This window comes from Rhizobium sp. P43, from assembly GCF_056730705.1.
Genome location: NZ_CM161539.1, coordinates 1,880,536 through 1,905,674, shown reverse-complemented (window position 1 = coordinate 1,905,674; position 25,139 = coordinate 1,880,536). Strand labels below are relative to the sequence as shown.

The 25,139-nt window shown below is 60.6% G+C and carries 19 protein-coding genes and 4 tRNA genes; 16 read left to right on the top strand and 7 right to left on the bottom strand.

Going from position 1 to position 25,139, the window contains the following annotated elements; all coding sequences use genetic code 11:
• Positions 1-8 precede the first annotated feature (8 nt).
• Together AC1PUL_RS09525 and prfB are read left to right on the top strand one after the other, a co-directional pair.
• Positions 9-2,462 (top strand): penicillin-binding protein 1A, encoded by a 2,454-nt coding sequence (locus AC1PUL_RS09525; protein WP_480468065.1) that lies wholly within the window; start codon positions 9-11, stop codon positions 2,460-2,462.
• Positions 2,463-2,568: 106 nt separating this feature from the next.
• A protein-coding gene (prfB, locus tag AC1PUL_RS09520; RefSeq protein ID WP_298469298.1) for a peptide chain release factor 2 occupies positions 2,569-3,697 on the top strand; the annotation gives its coding sequence in 2 pieces (ribosomal slippage) (positions 2,569-2,637 and positions 2,639-3,697; 1,128 coding nt in all).
• Between the two features lie 57 nt (positions 3,698-3,754).
• Here the strand turns inward: prfB and AC1PUL_RS09515 are convergent.
• From AC1PUL_RS09515 to AC1PUL_RS09505, 3 genes are all read right to left on the bottom strand, one after another.
• Positions 3,755-4,474: a methyltransferase domain-containing protein gene (locus AC1PUL_RS09515; protein ID WP_480468063.1), complete on the bottom strand. Its 720-nt coding sequence runs from the start codon at positions 4,472-4,474 to the stop codon at positions 3,755-3,757.
• A gap of 92 nt (positions 4,475-4,566) precedes the next feature.
• On the bottom strand, positions 4,567-5,043 hold the full coding sequence (locus tag AC1PUL_RS09510; RefSeq protein ID WP_480468062.1) for a hypothetical protein: 477 nt from the start codon (positions 5,041-5,043) through the stop codon (positions 4,567-4,569).
• 7 nt (positions 5,044-5,050) lie between these two features.
• On the bottom strand, positions 5,051-5,824 hold the full coding sequence (locus AC1PUL_RS09505; protein ID WP_480468060.1) for an NAD kinase: 774 nt from the start codon (positions 5,822-5,824) through the stop codon (positions 5,051-5,053).
• A gap of 194 nt (positions 5,825-6,018) precedes the next feature.
• Between AC1PUL_RS09505 and AC1PUL_RS09500 the strand changes: the two genes are divergently transcribed.
• Together AC1PUL_RS09500 and AC1PUL_RS09495 are read left to right on the top strand one after the other, a co-directional pair.
• A tRNA-Thr gene (locus AC1PUL_RS09500) sits at positions 6,019-6,094 on the top strand.
• Positions 6,095-6,177: 83 nt separating this feature from the next.
• Complete coding sequence (locus AC1PUL_RS09495; protein WP_480468058.1) at positions 6,178-7,152, top strand: MliC family protein; 975 nt, start codon at positions 6,178-6,180, stop codon at positions 7,150-7,152.
• 24 nt (positions 7,153-7,176) lie between these two features.
• Here AC1PUL_RS09495 and AC1PUL_RS09490 read toward each other — a convergent pair whose 3' ends face one another.
• From AC1PUL_RS09490 to rlmB, 3 genes are read right to left on the bottom strand one after another with little or no spacing between them, the layout of a single operon-like run.
• Positions 7,177-8,391: a glycosyltransferase family protein gene (locus AC1PUL_RS09490; protein WP_480468057.1), complete on the bottom strand. Its 1,215-nt coding sequence runs from the start codon at positions 8,389-8,391 to the stop codon at positions 7,177-7,179.
• Positions 8,392-8,429: 38 nt separating this feature from the next.
• On the bottom strand, positions 8,430-9,221 hold the full coding sequence (locus tag AC1PUL_RS09485; protein WP_480468056.1) for an HAD-IIB family hydrolase: 792 nt from the start codon (positions 9,219-9,221) through the stop codon (positions 8,430-8,432).
• Positions 9,221-10,102 (bottom strand): 23S rRNA (guanosine(2251)-2'-O)-methyltransferase RlmB, encoded by an 882-nt coding sequence (gene rlmB / locus AC1PUL_RS09480; protein ID WP_480468054.1) that lies wholly within the window; start codon positions 10,100-10,102, stop codon positions 9,221-9,223. Before rlmB ends, AC1PUL_RS09485 begins: the two co-directional genes overlap by 1 nt.
• 206 nt (positions 10,103-10,308) lie before the next feature.
• Between rlmB and AC1PUL_RS09475 the strand changes: the two genes are divergently transcribed.
• From AC1PUL_RS09475 to tuf, 3 genes are all read left to right on the top strand, one after another.
• A tRNA-Tyr gene (locus AC1PUL_RS09475) sits at positions 10,309-10,393 on the top strand.
• A gap of 21 nt (positions 10,394-10,414) precedes the next feature.
• Positions 10,415-10,488, top strand: a tRNA-Gly gene (locus AC1PUL_RS09470).
• Positions 10,489-10,711: 223 nt separating this feature from the next.
• Complete coding sequence (tuf, locus tag AC1PUL_RS09465) at positions 10,712-11,887, top strand: elongation factor Tu (protein WP_185810194.1); 1,176 nt, start codon at positions 10,712-10,714, stop codon at positions 11,885-11,887.
• 133 nt (positions 11,888-12,020) lie between these two features.
• On the opposite strand, the gene AC1PUL_RS09460 is transcribed toward tuf, so the two are convergent.
• Positions 12,021-12,395, bottom strand: a complete 375-nt coding sequence (locus AC1PUL_RS09460) for a pentapeptide repeat-containing protein (protein ID WP_480468052.1) — start codon at positions 12,393-12,395, stop codon at positions 12,021-12,023.
• A 322-nt stretch (positions 12,396-12,717) separates the two neighbouring features.
• On the opposite strand from AC1PUL_RS09460, the gene AC1PUL_RS09455 reads away from it, so the two are divergent.
• From AC1PUL_RS09455 to rpoC, 9 genes are all read left to right on the top strand, one after another.
• Positions 12,718-12,793 (top strand) — tRNA-Trp (locus AC1PUL_RS09455).
• Between the two features lie 184 nt (positions 12,794-12,977).
• The gene (secE, locus tag AC1PUL_RS09450; RefSeq protein ID WP_006728788.1) at positions 12,978-13,178 is read left to right on the top strand and encodes a preprotein translocase subunit SecE; all 201 of its coding nucleotides are present in this window, start codon (positions 12,978-12,980) and stop codon (positions 13,176-13,178) included.
• Positions 13,179-13,194: 16 nt separating this feature from the next.
• Positions 13,195-13,725 (top strand): transcription termination/antitermination protein NusG, encoded by a 531-nt coding sequence (nusG, locus tag AC1PUL_RS09445; RefSeq protein WP_480468050.1) that lies wholly within the window; start codon positions 13,195-13,197, stop codon positions 13,723-13,725.
• Positions 13,726-13,873: 148 nt separating this feature from the next.
• The gene (gene rplK, locus AC1PUL_RS09440; protein WP_006728786.1) at positions 13,874-14,305 is read left to right on the top strand and encodes a 50S ribosomal protein L11; all 432 of its coding nucleotides are present in this window, start codon (positions 13,874-13,876) and stop codon (positions 14,303-14,305) included.
• A gap of 2 nt (positions 14,306-14,307) precedes the next feature.
• A complete protein-coding gene (gene rplA / locus AC1PUL_RS09435; RefSeq protein WP_480468048.1) occupies positions 14,308-15,003 on the top strand; it encodes a 50S ribosomal protein L1 in 696 nt (231 codons plus the stop codon).
• A gap of 343 nt (positions 15,004-15,346) precedes the next feature.
• Positions 15,347-15,865 carry a 50S ribosomal protein L10 gene (gene rplJ / locus AC1PUL_RS09430; protein WP_148160991.1) on the top strand — a complete coding sequence of 173 codons (519 nt, stop codon included), beginning with the start codon at positions 15,347-15,349 and terminating at the stop codon, positions 15,863-15,865.
• A 68-nt stretch (positions 15,866-15,933) separates the two neighbouring features.
• Positions 15,934-16,311: a 50S ribosomal protein L7/L12 gene (gene rplL, locus AC1PUL_RS09425; RefSeq protein ID WP_138289762.1), complete on the top strand. Its 378-nt coding sequence runs from the start codon at positions 15,934-15,936 to the stop codon at positions 16,309-16,311.
• 248 nt (positions 16,312-16,559) lie between these two features.
• The gene (gene rpoB, locus AC1PUL_RS09420; protein ID WP_480468046.1) at positions 16,560-20,693 is read left to right on the top strand and encodes a DNA-directed RNA polymerase subunit beta; all 4,134 of its coding nucleotides are present in this window, start codon (positions 16,560-16,562) and stop codon (positions 20,691-20,693) included.
• Between the two features lie 195 nt (positions 20,694-20,888).
• Positions 20,889-25,100 (top strand): DNA-directed RNA polymerase subunit beta', encoded by a 4,212-nt coding sequence (gene rpoC, locus AC1PUL_RS09415; RefSeq protein WP_480468044.1) that lies wholly within the window; start codon positions 20,889-20,891, stop codon positions 25,098-25,100.
• Positions 25,101-25,139: the final 39 nt, after the last annotated feature.

Sequence of the window (25,139 nt, the reverse complement as noted above, 5' to 3'; positions counted from 1 at the left end):
GCGGAAACATGATCAGACTCATTGGATATCTCTTCGGATTGGCGTCCGTGCTGGCGCTCGGCGTCGCAGCGGTCGTCGCCGTCTATCTGAACGGGGTGACCAAGGATCTTCCGGACTATGAAGTTCTCGCCAGCTATTCGCCGCCGGTAACAACACGCATCCATGCCGGCAACGGTGCGCTTGTCGCCGAATATGCCCGCGAGCGGCGCCTCTTCCTGCCCATTCAGGCCATCCCGGACCGCGTCAAGGCAGCCTTCCTCTCGGCCGAAGACAAGAACTTCTACAATCATCCCGGCGTCGATATCTACGGCCTCGGTCGCGCGATCCTCGTCAACGTCCAGAACCTCGGCTCGGGCCGTCGCCCGGTCGGCGCATCGACCATCACCCAGCAGGTTGCGAAGAACTTCCTTCTCTCGTCGGACCAGACCATGGACCGCAAGATCAAGGAAGCGATCCTGTCCTTCCGCATCGAGCAGGCCTATTCGAAGGACAAGATCCTCGAGCTCTATCTTAACGAGATTTTCTTCGGGCTGAATTCTTACGGCATAGCGGGTGCTGCACTCACCTATTTCGACAAGTCCGTCACCGAACTGACCATTGCCGAAACAGCCTATCTTGCGGCTCTCCCGAAGGGCCCGAACAACTATCATCCTTTCCGCCGCACAGAAGCCGCACTTGAGCGCCGCAACTGGGTCATCGACCGCATGGTCGAAAACGGCTTTGTCGCCCGGGAAGAGGGCGAGGAAGCCAAGAAGCAGCCGCTCGGCGTGAACCTGCGCCGTTCGGGCTCGTCGCTCTTCGCATCCGATTATTTCGCCGAGGAAGTCCGCCGCCAGATTATTGAGAAATATGGCGACAAGGCGCTCTATGAAGGCGGTCTGTCTGTCCGGACCTCGCTGGATCCGCAGATGCAGATCGCAGCCCGCAAGGCGCTGCAGTCGGCACTGCTCACCTATGACCAGCGTCGCGGCTTCCGCGGCCCGATCCAGCAGATCCCGCTGGAAGGCGACTGGGGTGTTCCGCTCGCAGAAATTCCGGCTCTCAGCGATGTGCCGGAATGGAAGGTCGCCGTCGTGCTCGACGTGGCCTCCGACGGCGTCGACATTGGCCTGCAGCCCGCCAAGGAAGCCGGCGGCAAGGTCGTGGCCGAGCGTGTCCGTGGCCGCATCGCCCCCGACAACATGGAATGGGCCTTCCGCTCCGCCACGGGCGATCGCAAATCGACCAAGTCGCCGGTTGGCGTCCTGAACCCGGGCGATGTCGTCTATGTCGAAGCTCTGGAAGAAGGGTCGAGCGCCTATCGTCTGCGCCAGCTGCCGAAGGTCCAGGGCGGTCTCGTCGCCATGGACCCGCATACCGGCCGTGTTCTGGCGCTCGCCGGTGGTTTCTCCTACGCGCAGTCCGAATTCAACCGCGCAACCCAGGCCATGCGCCAGCCCGGTTCGTCCTTCAAGCCCTTCGTCTACGCGGCCGCTCTCGACACGGGCTACACCCCGGCCTCGGTCATCATGGACGCGCCGGTCGAGTTTGTCTCCGGTGGCCAGGTCTGGCGCCCGCAGAACTACGGCGGTGGCGCGGCAGGTCCGCAGACGCTGCGCCTGGGCATCGAAAAGTCGCGTAACCTGATGACGGTGCGCCTCGCCAATGACATGGGCATGAACCTCGTTGCCGAATATGCTGAGCGCTTCGGCATCTATGACAAGATGAACCCTGTTCTCGCCATGTCGCTCGGTTCCGGTGAAACCACGGTCATGCGCATGGTCTCGGCCTATGCTGTGTTTGCCAATGGCGGCAAGCAGATCAAGCCCACGCTGATCGACCGTATCCAGGATCGCCACGGCAAGACCATCTTCCGTCACGAGGACCGGATCTGCGAGTCGTGCAACGCAGAGCGCTTCACCGGTCAGGAAGAGCCGCTTGTGGTCGATAATCGTCCGCAGGTTCTCGATCCGATGACCGCCTATCAGATCACCTCGATGATGGAAGGCGTTGTTGCTCGCGGCACGGCTGGGGGCAAGATCAAGCTTGACCGCCCGGTCGCCGGCAAGACCGGTACCTCCAATGACGAAAAGGATGCATGGTTTGTCGGCTATACGCCGGACCTCGTTGCCGGCGTCTATATCGGCTTCGACCAGCCCGCACCCATGGGCCGTGGTTCGACCGGTGGCTCGCTTGCAGCCCCCGTCTTCAACGACTTCATGCAGATGGCGACAGCCAACACGCCGCCCGGCCAGTTCTTTGTGCCCGCGGGCATGAGCTTCATCGCGGTCAACCGCACCACCGGCATGTTCGCACTGGAAGGCGAGCCCGACACGATCATCGAAGCCTTCAAGCCCGGGACCGGTCCGGCCGACACGCTGTCGATCATCGGCATGGACGGTTACGCTCCGCCAGAGGAAATCCTGCGCGACTCGCCGCAGGCGAACCAGGCGGTCACCTCCGGTTCCGGCGGCCTGTTCTAACCCAGCCTTTGCCATCAGTTGCCTTCACGGCCCTTTACATCGGGGCCGGGCGCAACTATGCGAAAGACCAGATTTTCACCAGTTTCAGAGGTTGAGAACGCAACGCATGCGCAATGAAATCGAGAATGTCGTCGACGAAATCAAGCAGGCCATAAGCCTGCTGAGGAGGCATCTTTGACTGGGACCAGGCGATAAGACGACTGGACTGGTTGAACAACAAGGCAGAGGATCCAAACCTCTGGAACGATGCCCAGGAAGCCCAGAAGCTGATGCGCGAGCGCCAGCAGCTGGATGACAGCATCAATGGCGTCAAACGCCTCGAACAGCAGATGAATGACAACATCGAGCTGATCGAGATGGGCGAGGAAGAGGGCGACGAAACCGTCGTCAAGGACGCCGAGGACCAGCTGAAGGCGCTGAAGACCGAAGCGGCCCGCCGTCAGGTCGAGGCCATGCTGTCGGGCGAAGCAGACGGCAACGACACCTATGTCGAAGTCCATTCCGGTGCAGGCGGCACCGAGAGCCAGGACTGGGCCAACATGCTTCTGCGCATGTATACCCGCTGGGCCGAACGCTCCGGCTTCAAGGTCGAAGTGCTGGAAGTGCATGACGGCGAAGAAGCCGGCATCAAGTCCGCGACCATCCTGGTCAAGGGCCACAATGCCTATGGCTGGATGAAGACCGAATCGGGCGTGCATCGCCTGGTGCGCATCTCACCCTACGATTCGAATGCCCGTCGCCATACATCCTTCTCGTCGATCTGGGTCTATCCGGTGGTCGATGACTCGATCAACATCGAGATCAACGAAAGCGACTGCCGCATCGATACCTATCGTTCGTCGGGTGCCGGCGGACAGCACGTCAACACGACCGACTCGGCCGTTCGCATCACCCACATCCCGACCGGCATCGCGGTTGCCTGCCAGCAGGAACGCTCGCAGCACAAGAACCGCGCCAAGGCCTGGGACATGCTGCGCGCACGTCTCTACGAGGTCGAGCTGAAGAAGCGCGAAGAAGCCGCCAATGCCGAAGCCGCCTCGAAGACGGATATCGGCTGGGGCCACCAGATCCGCTCCTACGTGCTGCAGCCCTACCAGCTGGTCAAGGACCTGCGCACCGGCGTCGAAAGCACCGATCCGGATAGCGTCCTGAACGGTGAGCTGAACGAGTTCATGGAAGCGGCTCTCGCCCACCGCATCAGTGGCAAGGCCTCGGAAGTCTCTGATATCGATTGATGGTTCCGGCCAATCGGCATGAAATGCGAAGGCGGGGCACCGAGTGCTCCGCCTTTTTCATGCCGACCCCATTCTCGCGACGTTCCGCGTATCGCCGTTCGTAGCACCTGCCGCGCTGTGGCGTATCGCGGTGAAGGACTTCGCAAATCCGAGGAAGGTCTCTGTACAAATCAAGGCGTCCGGAAACAGGTGCTGCATCTGGCGACGGTCGAGAAGGCTCGCATCCTCCAAAGCACCCATGGCTTCGTCGAGGTTGGCGGCCTTCGGATAGAACCCCGTGCGCATCATCATATGGGTCCGATAGCGCATGGGGTGCGGAAGCCAGTGAATGAAGGGCAACCGCGCATGCGGTTCGATCGGGAATGAGAAACTCGGTGTCTGGATCGCATAGGATGGCGCGAGTCGTCTGACTTCAGATGCGAAGGCACGCTTCCGAGCCCAGGAGCCCACATGTTCGATGACCGAGTTGGAGAAGACGATATCGAAGGCATTGTCCGCGAACATTGGAAGTGAACAGGCATCGCCGATCCGGGTTGTCACGCCAGGCAGACCACTGATCGTCGTCGGGGACTGATCCGCAATGTTGATGCATTCGATCGTGGTATGCGCCAGGTCGAGCCGCGTTTGCCATATCTGCCAGAACTCGGCAGTCCCGCCGAGGTCGACGATACGGCAAGTGCCCTTCATGGCAATCACGTCATCGATCATTCGCCCAAGTTGTTCGATGCGTCTGAGGCGGAACCGATTGCCCGACGACGTCGGGGAGATGTTGAACATATCGGGGTTCCTAGCGTTGCCTCAGAAGGCAAGCCATAGGCAATCCGCGATAGGCTTGTAAATGCGATGCTTAATAAGTGGTTAACGAGAAGCTAGTTGCTCGCCCGTTCCACCTTGATGTCCCCGAGTTCATCGATCAGCACGGTCCATTCTTCGACACGATCGGTGGTTGGTGAGGTCTTCAGATAAACCGTGGCAAAGAAGCCGGGTGTTGCAGCAACGCCCGTCATGCTTTCCGGGCGGATCCCGGTTACATAGGGTTTGATCGCGGTGAACTCCTCAAGCTCGACGCTCTCGATCAGTCTGAGCCCTGCCTCGCCGGACGCAATCATCTGCAGATAAAGCCTGGCGGTCCGGTCTGCCTGGCGGATGGCGACCAGCTTGTAGTAGCCGCGCTCACCCGCCTGCATAGAGGTCTCGGCTCCGGCAACGCCTTCAGGGCCTGATTCCCAATATCCGCCGCTGATGACAAAGGTGGCCGTCACCGGCAAGGCGCCGATCTCATCCGCTTTGGCCGGAGAGGTGAGGGCCAGCGCGACGAGCAGGGCGGTCGAGGTAAAAGACTTCATGGGTCCCTCAATCGGAAAACTGTTCGGCAATGATCCGGTCGGACCACGAGCGATCAGGATCAGACAGGATGCGCGCTGTGGTATCCTCCGACTGCGCGATCTCGACCCTTAGAACCGATTTGACTTCCGTATGGTCTGCCACCGCGTTCACCGGTCGCTTTTCAGGCTCCAGCACCTCCAGCACGACCGTCACCTTGTCCGGAAGCAGGGCCCCGCGCCAGCGCCGTGGACGGAAGGGGCTGACCGGTGTCAGTGCCAGAAGCGGCGCCTCGAGCGGCAGGATCGGGCCATGCGCCGAGAGATTATAGGCCGTCGACCCAACCGGTGTTGCCACCATCAGCCCGTCGCAGATCAGCTCTTCGAGCCGCACTTGACCGTCAACGAGGACGCGCAATTTCGCCGCCTGATAGGATTGCCGGAGCACCGAGACTTCGTTGATGGCGAGCGCAAAGGAGGTCGAGCCGTCTGCATTGCTGGTCGTCATCTTCAACGGGTGAAAAGCGTTCTCCACCGCGACCGAAATCCGCTCGGGCAGCTCTTCCGTGGAAAAGTCGTTCATCAGGAAACCGACGGAGCCCCGGTTCATACCATAGATCAGCTTGCCGCTATTCATCGTGTCATGCAGCGTCTGCAGCATGAAGCCATCGCCGCCAAGCGCCACAATGACATCGGCGTCGGCAGGTTCGGTATGACCGTAAAGGCGAATCAGCTCACTGCGCGAAGCCTGGGCTTCGTCCGTGCTGGAGGCGATGAAGGCGAGCGACCGGAACGTGCGAGACATGGCGAGCCCTGATGAGATGTCGCCAAGTGGTATAGGACATCTACCTGTAACCACAAGCCGTTTCGCCCCGGAATCGGTTCGGCTCGCGCCGCTGTGACCCGTCTTGTGTCGCCCGGAATAATCACCACTGACGACAGCCCAACGGCGATTTTTTGCTTTACCGCAAACCGATTTCCGCCTAAACACCGGCCACTGCCCTTGTAGCTCAGTTGGTAGAGCACCTGATTTGTAATCAGGGGGTCGCGGGTTCGAACCCTGCCGGGGGCACCACTTCTCATCACATCATCGTTTTTGCCATTGTCCTCAGCGGCAGTTCTTTGGCATGGTCTCGGCCGACAGCCGAGGGAGACCTGATGCGCGAGACGTTTTATGCCGGCCTTGCCGTGGCCGCGACTGCTCTGTTCCTGCTTCCGGCCGAAAGCCGGGCCGCCGACATCAAATATGCCTGCGACGACGGCACGGTTTTGACGGTCTCCTTCAGTGAGGCCGCCGCCGATATCACCATCCCCGATGGCTCACAGTTCTCACTGCCGCAGCAGCAGGCCGCCAGCGGCTTCTGGTATTCCGACGGTCGTTACGAGATTCGTGGCAAGGGCGAGGAGTTGCAGTTTGCGATCGGCCGGATGGCGCCGGTCACCTGCCGCAATGCGGGCGAGGACACCGGCCAGTTCGACCGTGCCACGCGTGCCGAGGTCGAGCTTGCCGAATCTGACACCGGCTTTGACATGAAGGGCAAGCTCACCTGCCTGCGTTATCCCGATTTCGCCCTCAAGGAGCTCGACCTCGGCGAGAAGGGGGCCGCCGGCATCTATATCGCTTCGTCGGAAGGGCCCTGTCAGCTCAATCCGACGCTCGACCGCAAGATCGAAGACGATACCGCCGGTTATCTCTGGGGCGCGGTTGGCCCTTATGCCTTCTTCCGTGGTGCCGATGGCTGGAACGGCGGCATGCCATTCGTCGTCTATGATGCGCGCAGCGGCACGCGACTGATGGAGGATGTGATCGCCGGAGAGTTCGCTGGCCTGTCTCTCGCCGGTGAAGAGCTCACTCTGCGTTACCGCCGCACCTTCGCCGCGTCCTGCTCGCTGCTCGCCGCGCCGGATTCTTGTGCGGCAACCATCCGCCAGGAGCTTGGTCTCGCCGCCGATCGCCCCCTGCCGGATTGCCGCCCCGCCTACCAGCCTGCCATCGACGCCGATCCGAATGCCGCCAAGGACATCGAAGCCTGGCCCAGCGTCATCGACCATCCCGTCGAGCGCAAGCTTTCGGCATCCGGAACCACCTTCGTGGCCGTCGATGGCGATCTGACCTGCCGCCCGGCGATGTGACGGGACGGCAGGGAAAGACCGACATCAGTCCTCGGCGTCGAGCCTTGCGGCCTCCTGGATGTCGCGCAAGAGATCGGGCAGGGCGCTTTGCACCCGGTTCCAGCTCGGCATGAAGGGTGTCGCGTTGGGATTGTCGAGATAGACCTGGCCAGCCTCGATCAGATTGGCCGCGAACAGCTCCACCGCCTGCTCCTCACGATGCCGGTCGGTCGTCAGCCCATTCATGCGCGCGTCGTGGTAGTAGGTCTCCACCAGATCGAGCGCCGTTCGGTAATAGGTCGCCTTCAGCGTCCGGAACGAGTCATTGCCGAACACCACGCCATCGGTCGCCAGCTTGCGGTAAAGCGCCTTGGTGATGTCGATCGACATGCGCGACAGGCCTTTGGCGGCATCTTCCGGGGAGAGCGGCTGGTGCTTGTGATCATAGGCGTCGGCAATATCCACCTGGCAGATCGCGTGATTGGAATAATTGCGCCAGAGCTCCGACAGCACGCCGATCTCCAGTCCCCAGTCGGAGGGGATGCGGATGTCGGACAAGATCTGCGTCTGCATCGCGAATTCGCCCGCCAGCGGATAGCGGAAGGCCTTCAGGTAATCGATGTAAGGGTGGTGACCGATCACTTTTTCCAGACTGAGCAGCAGCGGCGTCACCAGAAGGCGGGTGACGCGGCCATTCAGTGACCGGTCGGCGATGCGCGGATAATAGCCCTTGGAAAAGACGTAAGGGAAACGCGGATTGGCGACGGGATAGACGAGCCGTGCCAGCATGTCGCGCGAATAGGTGGTGATATCGCAGTCATGCAGGGCAACCACGCCGGCCTGGCGTGCGGCCAGCACATAGCCCATGCAGAACCAGACATTGCGGCCCTTGCCCGGCTGATCGGGAGACAGGTCTTCCGCCTTAAGCTTCTCGTCGACGGCCCGCATGCGCGGCCCGTCATGCCAGAGAATGGTGTGCTTCTGCGGCAGGCGAGAGAAATACTGCTTCGCATGGCGAAACTGCCCTTCGTCCGCCTGGTCGAGGCCGATGACGATTTCGGCGATATAGGGCGCCTGGGAGAGTTCGGAGACGATATGCTCGAGGGCCGGTGCTTCGAGCTCGGAATAGAGCGAGGGCAGGATCAGCGTGATCGGTCGGGAGGCGGAAAAGACCGAGAGCTCCTTCTCCATCCGCTCCAGCGAGCGCTCCCTGAGATTGTGCAGGGTGGCAACCACGCCGTTCTGGTGAAAATCCGCCATGTCTATTCCTTTCGTCAAAGGAGCCGGTTGCGGCCGGCTCAGAGAAACCCCGTGGCAACGAGTTGATGGATCATGATGTTCCAGCCGAGAGGACCGGATTGTTCCGAGCGCAAAATAGCCCCCTGTCTTTCCCGTTCTGTGACGGGGAGCGGGCGATGCGCGGGATTGGCGATGACGATGCCGCAATCAGCGGCTTCTAGCATGGCGAGATCGTTCGGTGCATCTCCAAGCGCAACCGTCCGGATCGTCTCGCCGGTCAGGCGCCGATAATGCGCGACAACCTCGGCCATGCGCGCAGCCTTCGACGTCTTCGGCATCAGCGTGAAGAAGCGTCCGCCCTGAACGGCGGTAAAGCCCTGCGAGGACAGCAAGCCGAGGAAAGCCGCTTTTTGCGCCTCGGTCCCGGTGAAATACCCGGGCTCCGAGAACCGCCGCTGTCGGGCAAGCGCGGCAGACGCGACGGGCAGGCCGGTCTCGTTTGCAACGCGCGCCACATCCCAGTCGCCAAAGCCCTCGAAACAGGCGCTAAGGTCTTTAGGTATTTCCCTAAGAAAGCTTCGCAAGCGACTGTAATGACGCGGAAAATCCCTATCGATGACGGGATCCTCGGCATTCAGCCCGACCAAACCGGCGCCGTTTTCGACGATCATCGGGTGTGAAAGCCCGATCGCTTCCGCAATCGGTCGCATCTCGGCTTCCGTCTTGCTGCTTGCCAGGATCACGGGAATTCCACGTGCTGCGAGCAGCTCAAGCGCCGGCCGCGCCGCCTCGAAGGAATAGCTGTCGTGGTCGAGCAGCGTACCGTCTAGGTCGGTGAAGACGAGCTTCATCAGCCCTTGGCCGCCAGATGCAGGCGGGACGCATAAAGCGCAATCGCCGCCGCATTGGAGACGTTCAGCGACTTGATCGCGCCCGGCATGTCGAGACGGGCGAGCGCCGACACGGTCTCGCGCGTCTTCTGCCGGAGCCCCTTGCCCTCGGATCCGAGCACCAGCGCGATACGGTCGCCGGTGAGCGTCCGTTCCATCGGCGCCGGCCCTTCCGAATCAAGACCGACAGAAAAGAAGCCGAGCTTATGCAACTCACCCAGTGCATCGGCGAGATTGGTCACCTGGATATAGGGGATGAGTTCCAGCGCGCCGGAGGCGGATTTCGCCAGCACACCCGATTCAGTCGGGCTGTGCCGCTGCGTCGTGATAACGGCGCCCGCGTCGAATGCGACCGCCGAGCGCATGATGGCGCCGACATTATGCGGATCGGTCACCTGATCGAGCACCAGGATCAGCGGGCTGTCCTTCAGCGCTTCCAACCGCCGAACGGGCAGGGGGCGGGTTTCCAGCATCACGCCCTGGTGGATCGCCTCGGGACCAAGGATCTTGTCGAGATCCTGCGGTGTGACCGTCTCGAAGGGAATACCGAGGTTTTCCACAGACGGAATTTCAAGCCGGACAAGCGCATTCTGCGTTGCCGAAAGCTTGATCAGCTTGCGCTCAGGGTTCTCCAGAGCGGCGCGAACGGTGTGCAGCCCGTAGAGCAGAACCTGCTCGGGTGCGAGCTTTGGCGGCGTCCAGTCGGCATTGCTCTTGCGCGGCTTTTGCGGGCCTGGAGTGGGGATTTCGCCGCGTTCGCGCTTGGCATCGCGCACCTGTCGGCGCAGCGTCGCATAATGGGTGTCACGGGCGGTTTTGTCGGTTTTCGGATCTTTTGCCATGCGCCCTTATAGCGGCGGGCAGGGGGCGGGCATAGACCCGGAGCGAAAATCCCGTCTGTGTCTGGCGCATGAAACTTTTCGGAATTTTTCGTCAAACTTCGTGTTGACAGGAGCCGGTTGGGCCGTCATATACCCGCCGCAGATCAGGGGGCGACGCACTCTGGTCGGGACTACAAAGCTTGGTCGCCAGATCCGGACGAAAGAATGGAGAGATGCCCGAGTGGTTAAAGGGGACGGACTGTAAATCCGTTGGCTCAGCCTACGTTGGTTCAAATCCAACTCTCTCCACCATTCGTCCTCGGATCTGAAAATGCGGGTATAGCTCAATGGTAGAGCAGCAGCCTTCCAAGCTGAATACACGGGTTCGATTCCCGTTACCCGCTCCAGACCAGACAATCACTAAGCCAAAGAATTCGAACGATTTTCCAGCTTCAGCTCGGCTTACGGCAGGATCTTTCCGCAGCGTGAAGTTTTGGTGCAGGAAATCGTGCTTTTCGGCCTCCGGAAGGCCAATTAATTAAGGCTTGCGCATTGCGCATGAAAGCCTTAAACGGCGGGACCAAACCGGTTCGCCGGGGCAACCCCGTTTCGTTCACAGGAAGCATTCAAATGGCAAAGAGTAAGTTTGAGCGCAACAAGCCGCACGTCAACATCGGCACGATCGGCCACGTCGACCACGGCAAGACGTCTCTGACGGCAGCGATCACCAAGTACTTCGGTGAGTTCAAGGCCTACGACCAGATCGACGCAGCTCCGGAAGAAAAGGCCCGCGGCATCACCATCTCGACGGCGCACGTCGAGTATGAGACCGCCAACCGCCACTACGCCCACGTTGACTGCCCCGGCCACGCCGACTACGTCAAGAACATGATCACCGGTGCTGCCCAGATGGACGGCGCGATCCTGGTTTGCTCGGCTGCTGACGGCCCGATGCCGCAGACCCGCGAGCACATCCTGCTCGCCCGTCAGGTTGGCGTTCCCGCGATCGTTGTCTTCCTCAACAAGGTTGACCAGGTTGACGACGCCGAGCTGCTCGAACTCGTTGAACTGGAAGTTCGCGAACTGCTGTCGTCCTACGACTTCCCGGGCGACGATATCCCGGTTGTCAAGGGCTCGGCTCTGGCCGCTCTGGAAGACTCGAACAAGACGATCGGCGAAGACGCGATCCGCGAGCTGATGGCTCAGGTCGACGCCTACATCCCGACGCCTGAGCGTCCGATCGACCAGCCGTTCCTGATGCCGATCGAAGACGTGTTCTCGATCTCTGGCCGTGGTACGGTTGTGACGGGTCGCGTTGAGCGCGGTATCGTCAAGGTCGGCGAAGAAATCGAAATCGTCGGCATCCGTCCGACGACGAAGACGACCTGCACGGGCGTTGAAATGTTCCGCAAGCTGCTCGACCAGGGCCAGGCCGGCGACAACATCGGTGCGCTGCTGCGCGGTGTGAACCGTGACGGCGTTGAGCGCGGCCAGATCCTGTGCAAGCCGGGTTCGGTCAAGCCGCACAAGAAGTTCATGGCAGAAGCCTACATCCTGACGAAGGAAGAAGGCGGCCGTCATACGCCGTTCTTCACGAACTACCGTCCGCAGTTCTACTTCCGCACGACGGACGTGACCGGCATCGTGTCGCTTCCGGAAGGCACGGAAATGGTTATGCCGGGCGACAACGTCACGGTTGCCGTTGAGCTGATCGTTCCGATCGCGATGGAAGAAAAGCTGCGCTTCGCGATCCGCGAAGGCGGCCGTACCGTCGGCGCCGGCATCGTCGCTTCGATCATCGAGTAATCGATGATCTGATCGACAAGATCAAAAAGGGCCTCGCTGGAAACAGCGGGGCCTTTTTCGTTGGGGAATGAAGGTTCAGATGGTCGCGGCTATAGCACGCCCCTGGTGGGAATGCCCTGGGAGGCAGTTGCGGTCACGCCCGCTGCAGAAACTGCTCTTCCGCCAGCCGCAACAGATCGGTGACGAGGTAGCCGTTGATCGTCAGCCCGGTCAGGTCGCATTCCGCGATCGAGGTGTCCGCAAGGCTGGCGAAGCGAATGGTGCTGCCGTTCAGGTCGACATGGGTGAGGCTTGCCGCATGCATCACGACATTCTCCATGACAGCCGCGTTCATCGCCACGTTGCGGATCACCATCTGCTCGGCATTGGCATCGGTCATCAGGCTGCGACCGAGATCCACGTTGCTGAACACCGCCTCCTTCAGGGAGACATCGCTGAAACGGGATTCCGACATGTCGGCGTCATCGAACTCGGAACCGGGCAGGCTGGCATTGCTGATGCGGATCATGGCAATCCTCCGAGAAGCACGACAGAACTATCAGGCAAAGGGAAGAGTCTGGCAAGCGCTGCGTCGCGACTCGCACGTGTGCTGCCGCAGCCAACGTCGCGTCACGCCGCATCGGATGTCCCCTGGACCTTCAAATGATCGAGAACTGGGCGGGCGACGGGGGGCTTGGTTAGCCAGTGTCCCGGGCATTTCCTCCGAGGGATCGGCATGCCATTGACCACTCTGGTGAAAAGCAGAAAAAAGGCACTTGCCATTCCATCGCTCCCGTCTTAAAGGGAGCGCCATGCCTCGGACGGGAGCGTTCCGGTCCAGGGTAAGGCTTAGGGGTATAGCTCAGTTGGTAGAGCGGCGGTCTCCAAAACCGCAGGTCGGGGGTTCGAGCCCCTCTGCCCCTGCCATGTCCGCGCGGCGCGCTTTTTGAAGCTGCGACGTGCAAGAAGATCTGGCATAGCCGAAAAGTTGCTGGAGAGTTTTTCCCTCTTGTGAAAAAGGGAATCGCTCTCTATGTAGGGTTCAAACAGACACGCGGTGCGTGGGGCTGACCAAGGTCGGCTTTACGCGCCGTAAATGCGTGGGCATTAAATGGCATCCAAGGGTAATCCATTCGCGTTTCTGCAGCAGGTTCGCTCCGAGACGTCCAAGGTGACGTGGCCCTCGCGCCGCGAGACCACGATTTCGACGCTCATGGTCCTGGCGATGGTGTTTTTCGCTGCGCTGTTCTTCTTCGGCGCGGACCAGCTGATCAGCTGGTTGCTTAGCCTTGTGCTGAGCGTCGGCAATTAATCGGGCGGAGACGAACATGGCGGCACGTTGGTACATCGTCCACGCGTATTCTAATTTTGAAAAGAAGGTCGCGGAAGACATCGAGAACAAGGCGCGTCAGAAGGGCCTTGATCATCTCTTCGAAAAGATCCTCGTTCCGACCGAGAAGGTCGTCGAGGTTCGCCGCGGTCGTAAGGTCGATAGCGAACGCAAGTTCTTCCCCGGCTATGTGCTGGTGCGGGCGAACCTGACGGACGAAGCCTATCACCTGATCAAGAATACCCCGAAGGTCACGGGTTTCCTCGGTTCCGACAATAAGCCGGTTCCGATCCCGGATTTTGAGGCCGAGCGCATCCTGGGTCAGGTCCAGGAAGGTGTTGAGCGTCCGAAGTCCTCCGTGTCCTTCGAAATCGGCGAGCAGGTTCGCGTCTCCGACGGTCCCTTCGCCTCCTTCAACGGCATCGTCCAGGATGTGGACGAAGAGCGCTCGCGCCTCAAGGTCGAGGTTTCGATCTTCGGTCGCGCGACCCCCGTCGAACTCGAATACGGTCAGGTCGAAAAGGTCTGATCGCAGAAGGGGAGGCAACTCCCCGATCCGCGTGGGAGGATGGCGGTCTCTAAGCCGGACCGTCCAGACGCACCACGCAACCGCAGCCGCCAGCGTGACGCTGGCATAATGGATCGGGCAACCGGTCTGAAATGAAAGGCAGAGAGTAATGGCTAAGAAAGTTGCAGGCCAGCTCAAGCTCCAGGTCAAGGCAGGATCGGCGAACCCGTCCCCGCCGATCGGCCCGGCCCTTGGTCAGCGTGGCATTAACATCATGGAATTCTGCAAGGCGTTCAATGCCGCCACGCAGGAAATGGAAAAGGGTATGCCGATCCCGGTCGTCATCACCTACTACCAGGACAAGTCCTTCACCTTCGCAATGAAGCAGCCGCCGGTCACCTACTGGCTGAAGAAGGAAGCAAAGATCACCTCTGGCTCGAAGACTCCGGGCAAGGGTGCGAAGGTCGGTACGATCACCAAGGCGCAGGTCCGCGCAATTGCCGAAGGCAAGATGAAGGATCTGAACGCCGCCGACATCGAAGGCGCAATGCTGATGGTTGAGGGCTCTGCCCGCTCCATGGGCCTGGAAGTGGTAGGTTGATCATGGCCAAGGTAGCAAAGCGTATTCAGAAGATCCGCGAAGGCGTGGACCCGACCAAGCTGGTCGCCCTCACCGACGCCATCTCGATGGTCAAGGAACGTGCCGTCGCCAAGTTCGACGAGACGATCGAAATCGCCATGAACCTCGGCGTTGACCCGCGTCACGCAGACCAGATGGTCCGCGGCGTGGTCAACCTGCCGAACGGTACGGGCCGTGACGTTCGCGTTGCCGTCTTCGCGCGTGGCGCCAAGGCTGACGAAGCCAAGGCTGCCGGTGCAGACATCGTCGGCGCCGAAGACCTGCTCGAAATCGTTCAGGGCGGCAAGATCGACTTCGATCGCTGCATCGCGACCCCGGACATGATGCCGCTCGTCGGCCGTCTCGGTAAGGTACTCGGCCCGCGTGGCATGATGCCGAACCCGAAGGTTGGCACGGTCACCATGGACGTCACGGGCGCCGTCAAGGCTTCCAAGGGCGGTGCCGTCGAGTTCCGCGTCGAGAAGGCTGGTATCGTTCATGCCGGCATCGGCAAGGCTTCCTTCGACGCCAAGGCGCTCGAAGAAAACATCAAGGCCTTCGCTGACGCTGTCATCAAGGCGAAGCCGGCTGGCGCCAAGGGCAACTACGTCAAGCGCGTAGCGATCTCCTCGACCATGGGTCCGGGCGTCAAGATCGATCCGTCGACGGTCACGGCCTGATTGTGAATTCGGCCGGAGCGTTGCGCTCCGGTCCACCAAGTTTCCGGCCTTTCGGGGCCGGAAATGTCTGGTCCGAAAGACCAGACACTCCTGTCCGAGATTGTGGGTGGCCTTCGGGCCTTAATGATTGCCCTCATGAGACGGGTAAGATCCGTTTTTAAACGTCTGATGACGTCTTGAAGTTCGGTTCGAGCCTTATTTGCCTTGTGCCTGGAGCGTGCTCCAAGCAGAGGGGACAGGATCCTCAAGCGTCGCTCGGGGTCCGACATGTTTGGATCCCTTGAGGCAAAGGCAAACCCGGTGGGGCCTGCAGGATTGCGGTCCCATCAACTGGAGACAGACAGTGGAAAGAGCGGAAAAGCGCGAATTTGTCACGGAGCTGAACGAAGTCTTCAAGGCTTCCGGTTCGGTTGTCGTGGCCCACTATGCTGGTGTCACAGTTGCGCAGATGAACGATTTTCGTTCGAAGATGCGCGCTGCTGGCGGCACCGTCAAAGTCGCGAAGAACCGTCTGGCCAAGATCGCTCTTCAGGGCACGGAAGCCGAAGGGATGAGCAATCTCTTCAAGGGTCAGACGCTGATTGCATACAGCACCGACCCGATCGTGGCTCCCAAGGTCGTCGTGGATTTCGCCAAGACCAACGACAAGATCGTTGTTCTCGGTGGCGCCATGGGCACGACCACGCTGAACGCCGAAGCAGTCAAGTCGCTTGCGACCCTGCCTTCGCTGGACGAACTGCGCGCAAAGCTGCTGGGTATGATTCAGACCCCGGCAACCCGCATCGCAGGCGTCGTACAGGCCCCGGCTGCACAGCTGGCGCGTGTTTTCGCGGCCTACGCAAAGAAGGACGAAGCCGCGTAAGGCGGTTTTTCGCTGTTCAAATCAAAACCAGTTCGTTTCGAACCGAACATCTATAAGGAAGTACGACAATGGCTGATCTCGCAAAGATCGTTGAAGACCTCTCCTCGCTGACCGTCCTGGAAGCTGCTGAGCTTTCCAAGATGCTCGAAGAAAAGTGGGGCGTTTCTGCTGCTGCTCCGGTAGCTGTTGCTGCTGCTGCTGGCGGTGCTGCTCCGGCTGCTGCTGAAGAAGAAAAGACCGAGTTCGACGTTATCCTCGTTGACGCTGGCGCCAACAAGATCAACGTCATCAAGGAAGTTCGCGGCATCACCGGCCTCGGCCTCAAGGAAGCCAAGGACCTCGTCGAAGGCGCTCCGAAGCCGGTCAAGGAAGCTGTTTCCAAGGCTGAAGCTGCTGACCTCAAGAAGAAGCTTGAAGAAGCCGGCGCTAAGGTCGACGTCAAGTAATATTGGAATGCGGCGGGAGAAGATTTCCTTCTTCCGCCGACTTCTCCGGAACATATTACCCAGGAACCGTCTGAAAACGGTTCCTGGGTAATGGGTTCTCAAGAGGATGGTCCTGACCCGAACGCCCGGCAAACCGGCCGGCCTTTCGGATTTCGGGACGAGATTGAGTGATCCATTTTTTGACGGAGCCGCCTGGCCAGCGGTCACCGTCTGTTGCAGGCCCGGGTGCAAACTGACAAGGAGCGACGATGGCTCAGACCCTTACCTTTAACGGTCGCAGGCGCGTACGCAAGTTTTTCGGAAAAATTCCAGAAGTCGCAGAAATGCCGAACCTCATCGAGGTTCAGAAGGCATCTTATGACCAGTTCCTCATGGTTGACGAGCCGCAAGGTGGCCGTCCCGACGAGGGGCTCAATGCTGTTTTCAAGTCCGTATTCCCGATCACCGATTTTTCCGGTGCATCGATGCTGGAATTCGTCTCCTACGAATTCGAGCCGCCGAAGTTCGACGTCGACGAATGCCGTCAGCGCGATCTGACCTATGCCGCACCGCTGAAGGTTACGCTGCGCCTGATCGTGTTCGATATTGACGAGGATACAGGCGCCCGTTCGATCAAGGACATCAAGGAACAGTCCGTCTACATGGGCGACATGCCCCTGATGACCAACAACGGTACCTTCATCGTCAACGGTACCGAGCGCGTCATCGTCTCGCAGATGCACCGTTCGCCGGGTGTCTTCTTCGACCACGACAAGGGCAAGTCCCATTCCTCGGGCAAGCTGCTGTTTGCTGCCCGCGTCATCCCCTATCGCGGTTCCTGGCTCGACATCGAGTTCGACGCCAAGGACATCGTGCATGCCCGTATCGACCGTCGCCGCAAGATCCCCGTGACCTCGCTGCTGATGGCGCTTGGCATGGACGGCGAAGAAATCCTGTCGACCTTCTATTCGAAGTCCGTCTATCAGCGTGATGGCAAGGGCTGGCGCTTCCCGTTCAACCCTGAGACCCTCAAGGGTGCCAAGGCCATCTCCGACCTCGTCGACGCCGACAGCGGCGAAGTTGTTGTCGAAGGCGGCAAGAAGCTCACCCCGCGTCTCCTGCGTCAGCTGACCGACAAGGGCGTCAAGTTCCTGAAGGCCTCCGACGAAGATCTCTACGGCTCCTATCTCGCTGAAGACCTGGTCAACATGTCGACCGGTGAGATCTACATGGAAGCCGGCGACGAGATCGACGAAAAGTCGCTCCCGCAGATCCTGGACTCCGGTTTCGACGAGATCCCGGTTCTCGGCATCGACCACATCAATGTCGGCGCCTACATCCGCAACACGCTCTCGGCCGACAAGAACGAGAACCGTCAGGATGCGCTGTTCGACATCTACCGCGTCATGCGTCCGGGCGAACCGCCGACCATGGAATCGGCCGAAGCCATGTTCCAGTCGCTGTTCTTCGACGCCGAGCGTTACGACCTGTCGGCCGTTGGTCGCGTCAAGATGAACATGCGTCTCGATCTCGACTGCCCGGATACCGTTCGCGTTCTGCGCAAGGACGACATCCTGGCCGTGGTCAAGATGCTGGTCGAACTGCGTGACGGCAAGGGCGAGATCGACGACATCGACAACCTCGGCAACCGTCGCGTTCGCTCCGTCGGCGAACTGATGGAAAACCAGTACCGTCTCGGCCTGCTCCGCATGGAGCGCGCGATCAAGGAACGCATGTCGTCGATCGAAATCGACACCGTCATGCCGCAGGACCTGATCAACGCCAAGCCGGCTGCCGCCGCCGTTCGCGAATTCTTCGGCTCCTCGCAGCTGTCGCAGTTCATGGACCAAGTGAACCCGCTTTCGGAAATCACCCACAAGCGCCGTCTCTCGGCTCTTGGCCCGGGTGGTCTGACCCGCGAGCGCGCAGGCTTCGAAGTCCGCGACGTTCACCCGACCCACTACGGCCGTATCTGCCCGATCGAAACGCCTGAGGGACCGAACATCGGTCTGATCAACTCGCTCGCAACCTTCGCCCGCGTCAACAAGTACGGCTTCATCGAAAGCCCGTACCGCAAGATCGTGGACGGCAAGGTCACGACCGAGGTGGTCTATCTGTCGGCGATGGAAGAAGCCAAGTACTACGTGGCCCAGGCCAACTCCGAGCTGACGGCCGATGGCCAGTTCGTCGAAGAGTTCGTCGTCTGCCGTCATGCTGGCGAAGTCATGCTGTCCCCGCGCGACACCATCAACCTGATGGACGTCTCGCCGAAGCAGCTGGTTTCGGTTGCGGCCGCTCTCATCCCGTTCCTCGAAAACGACGACGCCAACCGCGCTCTCATGGGCTCGAACATGCAGCGTCAGGCCGTGCCGCTTCTGCGTGCCGAAGCCCCGTTCGTCGGAACCGGCATGGAGCCGATCGTGGCCCGTGACTCCGGCGCTGCCATCGGTGCCCGTCGCGGCGGCGTGGTCGACCAGGTCGATGCGACCCGTATCGTTATCCGCGCCACCGAAGACCTCGATCCGTCGAAGTCCGGCGTCGATATCTACCGTCTGCAGAAGTTCCAGCGTTCCAACCAGAACACCTGCGTCAACCAGCGTCCGCTGGTCACCGTCGGTGACGTTCTGAACAAGGGCGACATCATCGCGGACGGTCCGTCGACCGACCTCGGCGATCTGGCTCTTGGCCGTAACGCGCTCGTCGCGTTCATGCCCTGGAACGGCTACAACTACGAAGACTCGATCCTGATGTCCGAGCGCATTGTCGCTGAAGACGTCTTCACCTCGATCCACATCGAGGAATTCGAAGTCATGGCCCGCGACACCAAGCTTGGTCCGGAAGAAATCACGCGCGACATTCCGAACGTGTCGGAAGAAGCGCTGAAGAACCTCGACGAAGCCGGTATCGTCTACATCGGTGCAGAAGTTGCTCCTGGCGACATTCTGGTCGGCAAGATCACCCCGAAGGGCGAAAGCCCGATGACGCCGGAAGAAAAACTTCTGCGCGCCATCTTCGGTGAAAAGGCCTCCGACGTTCGTGACACGTCCATGCGCATGCCTCCGGGCACCTTCGGCACCATCGTCGAAGTGCGCGTCTTCAACCGCCACGGCGTTGAAAAGGACGAGCGCGCGATGGCCATCGAGCGCGAGGAAATCGAACGCCTCGCCAAGGACCGCGACGACGAACAGGCGATCCTCGACCGTAACGTCTACGGCCGTCTGATGGATATGCTGCGTGGTCAGATGTCGATCGCCGGTCCGAAGGGCTTCAAGAAGGGCGTCGAACTCACCAACGCCATCGTCTCCGAATATCCCCGCTCGCAGTGGTGGATGTTCGCAGTCGAAGACGAAAAGGTGCAGGGCGAACTCGAAGCGCTCCGCGGCCAGTACGACGAATCCAAGTCGCGCCTTGAACAGCGCTTCATGGATAAGGTCGAAAAGGTCCAGCGCGGCGACGAAATGCCCCCGGGCGTCATGAAGATGGTCAAGGTCTTCGTCGCTGTGAAGCGCAAGATCCAGCCGGGCGACAAGATGGCCGGCCGTCACGGCAACAAGGGTGTTGTCTCGCGCATCGTACCGGTCGAGGACATGCCGTTCCTCGAAGACGGCACGCATGTCGACATCGTTCTGAACCCGCTCGGCGTTCCCTCGCGCATGAACGTCGGTCAGATCCTCGAAACCCACCTTGCCTGGGCTTGCGCCGGCATGGGTAAGAAGATCGGTCAGATGCTTGAGGACTATCGCAAGCACCTCGACATCACCGATCTGCGTAAGGAGCTGACGGAGATCTACGAGTCGGAAGCCCATGACGAAGTGAAGCACTTCGACGATGACGCTCTCGTCAAGCTCGCTGAAGAAGCCAAGCGTGGCGTATCGATCGCCACCCCGGTCTTCGACGGTGCGCATGAAAGCGACGTCTCCGCGATGCTCACGCGTGCGGGTCTCGACCCCTCGGGTCAGTCGGTCCTGTATGATGGCCGTACCGGTGAAGCCTTCGACCGCAAGGTCACCGTCGGCTACATGTACATGATCAAGCTGAACCACCTGGTCGACGACAAGATCCACGCTCGCTCGATCGGCCCGTACTCGCTCGTCACCCAGCAGCCGCTCGGTGGTAAGGCGCAGTTCGGCGGTCAGCGCTTCGGGGAAATGGAAGTCTGGGCACTCGAGGCCTACGGTGCGGCATACACCCTGCAGGAAATGCTCACCGTCAAGTCGGACGACGTGGCCGGCCGTACCAAGGTCTACGAAGCGATCGTCCGTGGCGACGACACCTTCGAGGCCGGTATTCCGGAAAGCTTCAACGTTCTCGTCAAGGAAATGCGCTCTCTCGGCCTTTCCGTCGAACTCGAGAACTCGAAGATACTGCCGGAAGACGGTCAGCTGCCCGACGCAGCCGAGTAAGTTTGACAAGGCGTGCGTGGCGGACATCGCCTCGCACGCCATTCCCGGCTCGCCCCGAAGGCCAATATCGGGGAGGGACGGCGAGTTTCGCCGCATTTCGCGGTTATTGTCATTTCAGGGTTCGGTGCGGCATCCCGGGACTTCGCCGCCACCGCGACCCAATCGAGGGCTCTTTGCCCCATCAAGGAGACAGGCATGAACCAAGAGGTCATGAACCTTTTCAACCCGCAGGTGCCGGCCCAGCACTTCGACAGCATCCGGATCTCGATCGCGAGCCCGGAAAAGATCCTTTCCTGGTCCTACGGCGAGATCAAGAAGCCGGAAACCATCAACTACCGCACGTTCAAGCCCGAGCGTGACGGTCTCTTCTGCGCGCGTATCTTCGGACCGATCAAGGACTACGAGTGCCTGTGCGGCAAGTACAAGCGCATGAAGTACAAGGGCATCATCTGCGAAAAGTGCGGCGTCGAAGTCACGCTGTCGCGCGTTCGCCGCGAGCGCATGGGCCACATCGAGCTCGCAGCCCCGGTCGCCCACATCTGGTTCCTGAAGTCGCTGCCGTCGCGCATCTCCACACTGCTGGACATGACGCTGAAGGATGTCGAGCGCGTTCTCTACTTCGAGAACTACATCGTGACCGAGCCGGGCCTCACCTCGCTCAAGGAAAACCAGCTGCTCTCTGAAGAAGAGTACATGATGGCCGTCGACGAGTTCGGCGAAGACCAGTTCACCGCCATGATCGGTGCTGAAGCCATCTATGAAATGCTGGCCTCGATGAACCTCGAGCGTATCGCTGGCGATCTGCGTTCCGAGCTTGCCGACACCACGTCGGATCTCAAGCAGAAGAAGCTGATGAAGCGCCTGAAGATCGTCGAGAACTTCATGGAGTCAGGCAACCGTCCGGAATGGATGATCATGAAGGTCGTTCCGGTGATCCCGCCGGATCTGCGTCCGCTTGTTCCGCTCGATGGCGGCCGCTTCGCGACGTCTGACCTGAACGATCTCTATCGCCGCGTCATCAACCGTAACAACCGTCTGAAGCGCCTCATCGAACTGCGCGCTCCGGGCATCATCATCCGCAACGAAAAGCGCATGCTGCAGGAATCTGTGGACGCGCTCTTCGACAACGGCCGTCGTGGCCGCGTCATCACCGGCGCCAACAAGCGTCCGCTGAAGTCGCTCTCCGACATGCTCAAGGGCAAGCAGGGCCGCTTCCGTCAGAACCTGCTCGGCAAGCGCGTCGACTACTCCGGCCGTTCGGTCATCGTGACCGGTCCGGAACTGAAGCTGCACCAGTGCGGCCTGCCGAAGAAGATGGCGCTCGAACTGTTCAAGCCGTTCATCTACGCCCGCCTCGACGCCAAGGGTTACTCCTCGACCGTCAAGCAGGCCAAGAAGCTGGTTGAAAAGGAAAAGCCGGAAGTTTGGGATATCCTCGACGAGGTCATCCGCGAGCATCCGGTTCTCCTGAACCGCGCACCGACGCTGCACCGCCTGGGCATCCAGGCGTTCGAACCGATCCTGGTCGAAGGCAAGGCGATCCAGCTGCACCCGCTCGTCTGCACGGCCTTCAACGCCGACTTCGACGGTGACCAGATGGCCGTTCACGTGCCGCTGTCGCTCGAAGCCCAGCTCGAAGCCCGCGTCCTGATGATGTCGACGAACAACATCCTGCACCCGGCCAACGGTCAGCCGATCATCGTGCCGTCGCAGGACATGGTTCTCGGCCTCTACTACCTGTCGATCCAGAACCAGAACGAGCCGGGCGAAGGCATGGCCTTCTCCGACATGGGCGAACTGCACCATGCTCTGGAAAACAAGGTCGTCACGCTGCACGCCAAGATCCGTGGCCGCTTCAAGACCGTCGACGCCGAGGGCAACCCGGTTTCGAAGATCTATGAAACCACGCCTGGCCGCATGATCATCGGCGAACTCCTGCCGAAGAACGTCAACGTGCCCTTCGACATCTGCAACCAGGAAATGACCAAGAAGAACATCTCCAAGATGATCGACACGGTCTACCGTCATTGCGGCCAGAAGGACACGGTCATCTTCTGCGACCGCATCATGCAGCTCGGCTTCACCCATGCCTGCCGCGCCGGCATTTCGTTCGGCAAGGACGACATGATCATCCCGGAAACCAAGGCGAAGATCGTTGGCGACACCGAAACGCTGGTCAAGGAATACGAGCAGCAGTACAACGACGGCCTGATCACCCAGGGCGAGAAGTACAACAAGGTCGTTGACGCCTGGGGCAAGGCCACCGAAAAGGTCGCTGAGGACATGATGGCCCGCATTAAGGCTGTCGAGTTCGACAAGGAGACCGGTCGTCAGAAGCCGATGAACGCCATCTATATGATGTCGCACTCGGGTGCCCGTGGTTCACCGAACCAGATGCGTCAGCTGGGCGGCATGCGCGGCCTCATGGCCAAGCCGTCGGGCGAAATCATCGAGACGCCGATCATCTCGAACTTCAAGGAAGGTCTGACCGTTAACGAGTACTTCAACTCGACCCACGGTGCCCGTAAGGGCCTCGCAGACACCGCTCTGAAGACCGCGAACTCCGGTTACCTGACCCGTCGTCTAGTCGACGTGGCCCAGGATTGCATCGTCAACATGGTCGATTGCGGCACCGACAAGGGCCTGACCATGACGGCGATCGTCGACGCCGGTCAGGTCGTGGCCTCCATTGGCGCCCGCGTTCTCGGTCGTACCGCGCTTGACGACATCGATCATCCGGTCACGGGTGAGCGCATCGTCGATGCCGGCAAGATGATCCTTGAGCCCGATGTCATCGAGATCGAAAAGGCTGGTATCCAGTCGATCCGCATCCGTTCGGCCCTGACCTGCGAAGTTCAGACCGGCGTCTGCTCGATCTGCTACGGCCGCGACCTTGCTCGCGGAACACCCGTCAACATGGGCGAAGCCGTCGGCGTCATCGCCGCGCAGTCGATCGGTGAGCCGGGCACCCAGCTCACCATGCGTACCTTCCACCTGGGCGGTACCGCGACCGTGGTTGACCAGTCGTTCCTGGAAGCCTCGTACGAAGGTACGGTGCAGATCAAGAACCGCAACATGCTGCGCAACTCCGAAGGCACTCTCATTGCCATGGGCCGCAGCATGGCCATCACCATCCTCGACGAGCGTGGTGTGGAGCGGTCTTCGCAGCGCGTTGCCTACGGTTCGAAGGTCTTCGTCGATGACGGCGACAAGGTGAAGCGCGGCCAGCGTCTCGCCGAGTGGGATCCGTACACCCGCCCGATGATGACGGAAGTCGAGGGTATCGTGCACTTCGAGGACGTCGTTGACGGCCTCTCGGTTCTCGAAGCCACCGACGAGTCGACCGGTATCACCAAGCGTCAGGTTATCGACTGGCGTTCGACCCCGCGCGGTTCGGACCTCAAGCCGGCGATCGTCATCAAGGACGCCAGCGGCAACGTGCTCAAGGTCGCCCGTGGCGGCGAGGCACGCTTCCAGCTGTCCGTCGATGCGATCCTCTCGGTCGAGCCCGGCCAGAAGGTGTCTCAGGGTGACGTTCTCGCGCGTTCGCCGCTCGAAAGCGCCAAGACCAAGGACATCACCGGTGGTCTGCCGCGTGTTGCCGAACTGTTCGAAGCCCGTCGTCCGAAGGACCACGCCATCATCGCTGAGATTGATGGTACGATCCGTCTGGGCCGCGACTACAAGAACAAGCGTCGCGTCATCATCGAGCCGGCGGAAGACGGTGTCGAGCCGGTCGAATACCTGATCCCGAAGGGCAAGCCCTTCCACCTTCAGGAAGGCGACTACATCGAAAAGGGTGATTACATCCTCGACGGTAACCCGGCTCCGCACGACATCCTGGCGATCAAGGGCGTCGAGGCACTTGCCTCGTACCTGGTCAACGAAATCCAGGAAGTCTACCGTCTGCAGGGCGTTGTGATCAACGACAAGCACATCGAGGTGATCGTTCGCCAGATGCTGCAGAAGGTTGAGATCACCGACTCGGGTGACAGCCAGTACATCGTCGGCGACAATGTCGACCGCATTGAACTGGATGACATGAACGAGCGCCTGATCGAGGAAGGCAAGAAGCCCGCTTATGGCGAGCCCGTGCTCCTCGGCATCACCAAGGCCTCGCTGCAGACGCCGTCGTTCATCTCGGCTGCATCCTTCCAGGAAACCACCAAGGTTCTCACGGAAGCTGCAATCGCCGGCAAGACCGACACGCTGCAGGGTCTGAAGGAAAACGTCATCGTCGGCCGCCTCATCCCGGCTGGTACCGGCGGCACCATGACGCAGATCCGCCGCATCGCCACCTCGCGCGACGACCTCATCCTCGAGGAGCGCAAGAAGGGCACGGGCGCCGACGTGGCGACCCCGATGCTGCAGAACCTCGCTGGCGAAAGCGCGCCTGCAGCCGAGTAATCGGCGCTGAGGTTTACAAGATCAAAGGCCGCCCGGAGC

Excerpts from the sequence above, each read along its gene's own strand:
- AC1PUL_RS09525 (WP_480468065.1), top strand. The coding sequence starts at position 9 with ATGATCAGACTCATTGGATATCTCTTCGGATTGGCGTCCGTGCTGGCG.
- AC1PUL_RS09515 (WP_480468063.1), bottom strand. The coding sequence starts at position 4,474 with ATGTTCAACATCTCCCCGACGTCGTCGGGCAATCGGTTCCGCCTCAGA.
- AC1PUL_RS09510 (WP_480468062.1), bottom strand. The coding sequence starts at position 5,043 with ATGAAGTCTTTTACCTCGACCGCCCTGCTCGTCGCGCTGGCCCTCACC.
- AC1PUL_RS09505 (WP_480468060.1), bottom strand. The coding sequence starts at position 5,824 with ATGTCTCGCACGTTCCGGTCGCTCGCCTTCATCGCCTCCAGCACGGAC.
- AC1PUL_RS09495 (WP_480468058.1), top strand. The coding sequence starts at position 6,178 with ATGCGCGAGACGTTTTATGCCGGCCTTGCCGTGGCCGCGACTGCTCTG.
- AC1PUL_RS09490 (WP_480468057.1), bottom strand. The coding sequence starts at position 8,391 with ATGGCGGATTTTCACCAGAACGGCGTGGTTGCCACCCTGCACAATCTC.
- AC1PUL_RS09485 (WP_480468056.1), bottom strand. The coding sequence starts at position 9,221 with ATGAAGCTCGTCTTCACCGACCTAGACGGTACGCTGCTCGACCACGAC.
- rlmB (WP_480468054.1), bottom strand. The coding sequence starts at position 10,102 with ATGGCAAAAGATCCGAAAACCGACAAAACCGCCCGTGACACCCATTAT.
- tuf (WP_185810194.1), top strand. The coding sequence starts at position 10,712 with ATGGCAAAGAGTAAGTTTGAGCGCAACAAGCCGCACGTCAACATCGGC.
- AC1PUL_RS09460 (WP_480468052.1), bottom strand. The coding sequence starts at position 12,395 with ATGATCCGCATCAGCAATGCCAGCCTGCCCGGTTCCGAGTTCGATGAC.
- secE (WP_006728788.1), top strand. The coding sequence starts at position 12,978 with ATGGCATCCAAGGGTAATCCATTCGCGTTTCTGCAGCAGGTTCGCTCC.
- nusG (WP_480468050.1), top strand. The coding sequence starts at position 13,195 with ATGGCGGCACGTTGGTACATCGTCCACGCGTATTCTAATTTTGAAAAG.
- rplK (WP_006728786.1), top strand. The coding sequence starts at position 13,874 with ATGGCTAAGAAAGTTGCAGGCCAGCTCAAGCTCCAGGTCAAGGCAGGA.
- rplA (WP_480468048.1), top strand. The coding sequence starts at position 14,308 with ATGGCCAAGGTAGCAAAGCGTATTCAGAAGATCCGCGAAGGCGTGGAC.
- rplL (WP_138289762.1), top strand. The coding sequence starts at position 15,934 with ATGGCTGATCTCGCAAAGATCGTTGAAGACCTCTCCTCGCTGACCGTC.
- rpoB (WP_480468046.1), top strand. The coding sequence starts at position 16,560 with ATGGCTCAGACCCTTACCTTTAACGGTCGCAGGCGCGTACGCAAGTTT.
- rpoC (WP_480468044.1), top strand. The coding sequence starts at position 20,889 with ATGAACCAAGAGGTCATGAACCTTTTCAACCCGCAGGTGCCGGCCCAG.